General features: G+C 69.3%; 4 protein-coding genes. 1 reads left to right on the top strand and 3 read right to left on the bottom strand.

Annotated features, from left to right (window positions below; all coding sequences use genetic code 11):
• Nucleotides 1–74: 74 nt before the first annotated feature.
• Genes H0X00_RS22545 through H0X00_RS22535 form a run of 3 tightly spaced genes read right to left on the bottom strand, consistent with a single transcriptional unit; the run spans nucleotide 75 to nucleotide 3,296 of the window.
• Complete coding sequence (locus H0X00_RS22545) at nucleotides 75–1,853, bottom strand: hypothetical protein (protein ID WP_293775021.1); 1,779 nt, start codon at nucleotides 1,851–1,853, stop codon at nucleotides 75–77.
• A complete protein-coding gene (locus H0X00_RS22540; RefSeq protein WP_293775019.1) occupies nucleotides 1,850–2,203 on the bottom strand; it encodes a helix-turn-helix transcriptional regulator in 354 nt (117 codons plus the stop codon). Before H0X00_RS22540 ends, H0X00_RS22545 begins: the two co-directional genes overlap by 4 nt.
• Nucleotides 2,204–2,207: 4 nt before the next feature.
• Nucleotides 2,208–3,296, bottom strand: a complete 1,089-nt coding sequence (locus H0X00_RS22535; RefSeq protein ID WP_367186738.1) for a tyrosine-type recombinase/integrase — start codon at nucleotides 3,294–3,296, stop codon at nucleotides 2,208–2,210.
• A 15-nt stretch (nucleotides 3,297–3,311) separates the two neighbouring features.
• Here H0X00_RS22535 and H0X00_RS24035 point away from each other — a divergent pair.
• A partial coding sequence (locus H0X00_RS24035) for a Tad domain-containing protein (protein ID WP_367186737.1) occupies nucleotides 3,312–3,716 on the top strand: 405 nt, incomplete at its 3' end.

The following is a 3,716-nucleotide window of genomic DNA, read 5'->3' as shown; positions in this document are numbered from 1 at the left end:
GGGATTTCTGACGGGTTCACGAATTCTGACGCTCTGCCAGCTGGGAACTCGAGGGTGAGCCCGTGAGGCTGAGTCTAGGTGGTGTCGTGGGTTCGCGAACTGGCGACGAGGTCGTCGTGTTCGAGGGTGTAGGCGTAGCGGCTGGAGGCGTTGATGCTCAGGCCGAACAGGTCCGCGATGGCGCGGACATCGCCGCCGTTGGCGTGGACTTCGGCGAGGATTCGGTCTTCGCGCAGCTCGCGGGGGGTGAGCGTGGGGCCGATGGCCAGGCGAAGCCAGCGGGCGCCGACGGTGCAGCCGCGGTAAACGCTGCGCCGGTTGATGAAGAGGTAGCCGTTGGTGGTGTCGGGCCATCTGGAGCCGCGATGGTCGAGCCAGTCGCCGAGTCGCTCGCGGACGGGATCGGCGAGCGGGATGACACGGCCGTCCACGGTGAGGCGGCCGTCGATGATGTCGGTGAGCGCGATGCGCTGGAGCTGGCCCATCCGGATGCCGTGGAAGGCGATCAGCGCGACGACCAGGGCGGTTGCGGGGTCTTCGGCAAAGAGCAGTTCGCGGATGTGGGAGATGCGGTCCGGGTCCAGCGGGAGCGGCTGGTTGCTCGGATGCTCCCCGGTCTTGAGGCGGGCGGTGGGGTCGAGGAAGAGGACCTTGCGGGCCTTGAGGAGTCGGAAGATCGACTTGAGGCCCTGCCCGGCCCGGGCCCGCTCCGCACCGGCGGCGGGGAGGGCATCGAGTACGTGTTCCTTGCTGATCTCCCGCAGGCTGCCGTGCCCTGCGGCTGCCCATTGCCGCAGGATCGGCAGGGCCCAGCTCAGGTGCAGGGTGATGGTCTGGTGGCTGCGTGGGCGTCGTCGCGGCGGGGTCTTGGTGCCGTTCTTCATGACCTCGAACCAGGTCTGCAACTCCTCGACCATCGACTCGGGCAGCCCGTCGAGGCGTTCGACCAACCAGGAATCGATGGCGGGGGCACGGTCCTCGATCAGGGCCCCGGCGGCGGCGAGGACCTCGATCACGGTCCACACGCACAGGTCGATGTCGCGCAGGGCTTCGACCTCGCTGGCGTGAACTGGGGCCTGGCCGCCGGCCTGGATGCCGAGCATGATCTTGGTTCCGATGATGGCGTCGTTGCGTTGGCGCACACTCCACTTGTTCGACTCGGCGACCTGGTGGGCGATGGCTTCCAGCCCCGCGGCATCGTCGGGGTGAGCGCGCTGGTGCAGGCCGGCCCGGCCGTGGGCGACCAGGTCGGGCTTCATGGTGAACAGAGTGAGCTGTTCCTGACGGAGAGTCAGACAGTGCGGTATGAGCGGCAGCGGCTTGCGAGCTTGCTGAATGTTGCCGGTCGCGGTCGCGGTCTTTCCTCGGGTAAACATGTCGGCGAGGAAGAGTTGCTGGCCGTGCTCGTTCGCCGCGGTGGCGTCGAAGGGCCGGGATGGCTCGCGCAGGTACGTGGCCTGTTTGTGGCACAGGCGGCACACACCGCGCGCGCCGCGCACCAGGGCCCTGCGGCAGCTGGTGCAGGGCCCGACCCGGCCGCCGCTGCTGGGATTGGAGTACTTCACCCGCCAGTGCACGCAGCCGATGCACAGCCACTTGTTGGTGCGGCGGGCTCCCCAGGCCAGACAGTCGCGGCAGGAGTCAGGGCCGGGGTCACCCCAGGGGTGGCAGCGGATGCACAGCCCGGCCGCGTAGTAGCCCTGGTGCGAGCCGCAGGTCAGACACGGCGGCGGGATGACCGGTCCGCCGGGCCAGCACGCGAAGCAGTAGGCGACCTGCCGCATCGCGACCGGAGTGGTGCCGCAGACGGTGCATCGGGTCAGGCGCCGGCCCTTCCCGGTCGCGGCGGTCATGCCGGGGGCAGCGTCCGGTTGCGTCCCAGTCGAGGGGTGGGCTTCGCCGATCGCGTCGCGGCCTGTTTCCCGGAGGCGGGGTCGCCGACCTCACCGACGGCCGCTGCGGCGGCTTGCCGGCGAGCGGTGACCGCCGCCGGGTCGGTGATGAGCAGCTCGGCTGGGGTGCATTCCAAGACGGCGCAGATGACGTCGAGGTCCTCGAGCCGGATCGTGGTCGGGGTGGTGGTCCAGAGCATCGACATCTTCCCGGCGCTGATGTCCAGGCCGGCTTCGGCGAGCAGGCGTCGTAGCTCGACCGATTTCCAGATCCCTCGTTCGGCCGCCTTCATCCGCAGGTTCCACTGCATCAGTTCACTCCTCCACTGCGATCAGCCGGCTGGTGGTCCGCTGGTTGGCCTGGTTCCAGGAACGTTCGATGTGGTCGTCGCTGACGTGGACGTAGAGGGTGGTGGTCGTGAGCCACGAGTGCCCGAGAAGTTCCTGGATGGCTTTGAGCCCGACGCCCTGCTCATAGAGCGAGGACGCGCAGTAGTGCCGCAGACCGTGTGGGGTCAGGTGGCCGTCCCAGTCCGGCAGCCAGCGCACGGTGGCGCTGGCGAGGCCGCGCCGCAACGCTTCGGTGCCGACTCGGGTGCAGCGCCCGGTGTCGGGGTCGCGGCGTTCGCTGGGGAACAGCGGCGCGTCGGGGTTCTCCCAGTCATCGCCGAACTGGTGGCGCACGTCGGTCAGCCACCAGCTCAGCAGGGCGTCGGTGGCGTTGATGCCGGGCACGAGCCGGGTCTTGGGGCCACGCCCGTTCGAGCCCTTCCCGAACCGGACGTGCAGCTTGCCCGAGGGGCCCAGGTCGGGACGCCAGTCACGGATGTCCAGCATCGCGGTCTCGTTGATCCGCAGGCCCACTCGACGCCACAGCGAGGCGACCACGTAGTCGCGAGCCGCGGGCAGGTACTTGCGGGCCTCCGGCAACGAGGCGCGCCATCCGGTGAAGAGCCGCTCGACGTCCTCGCTCGGCGGCGGTACTCGACCGGCGCCGTAGTCGGTCTTCGCCGGACGATTGAACTCATCGATCGGCTGGCCGACCACGACACCGGTCAGGGCGTGGATGTCGCCTTGGTAGCGGAAGTCAAGGAAGCCGAAGAACCTCGCAACCGAACCCGCCTTGCCCCGCACCGTGCTGACCGCTTGGCCCCGCTGACGCAACGACCCCAGCCAGCGGTCGGCGTCTTGCGGCAGCGCGGTCCACACGTGGCGGGCGACGAACCGTGCGAACTCGAAGATCGCGGCCCGTTCCTGCAACACCGTGGAGTCCACCGCCCCGGTCGCTGCCAGCGCCAGGCACCACTGGTCGATCAGTTCTTGCTCGAAGTCGTCGATCTCGGCGGGCGTCAGCGACCGGCGCGCCGCGCCCAACGATCGGACGACAGCGAGGCCACCCGACACGTCAGTCCCCGATCCATGATGATCCGCCGGTATTCGCAGCAATCATTCATGAATCCTGACCAAATCTCAAGCCTCAGTCTGAAACAGGAGAGGGGAAGTGACCTTGTGGAAACGCCCATCGGACGCACCAGGGCACGAACGCGAACCCGCGGCACTTCCCACACGCTGATGACCTCGCCTGACCGCCCACCTCGTCGCGAACGCAGCGGCCGCCCGGGCTGTGACCCCGATTCCCGGGGGCCTCGCGCGGGGCGCGCCGCTCGGAGGTCGGACGAGGGCAGCATCACCCCCTTCGTCGTCGTGATCACGGCCGCCCTGCTCGCCATGGGCGGGCTGGTGGTCGACGGCGGCTTCGCGCTGGCTGCACGTCAGGACGCCACCGCCACCGCGGAACAGGCCGCCCGGGCCGGCGCCGACGCC

The organism is Sporichthya sp. (assembly GCF_013815995.1).
In the GTDB taxonomy this organism is placed as follows: domain Bacteria; phylum Actinomycetota; class Actinomycetes; order Sporichthyales; family Sporichthyaceae; genus Sporichthya.
The sequence above is the reverse complement of the archived record's forward strand: the minus strand, read 5'-3'. Positions and strand labels throughout refer to the sequence as shown.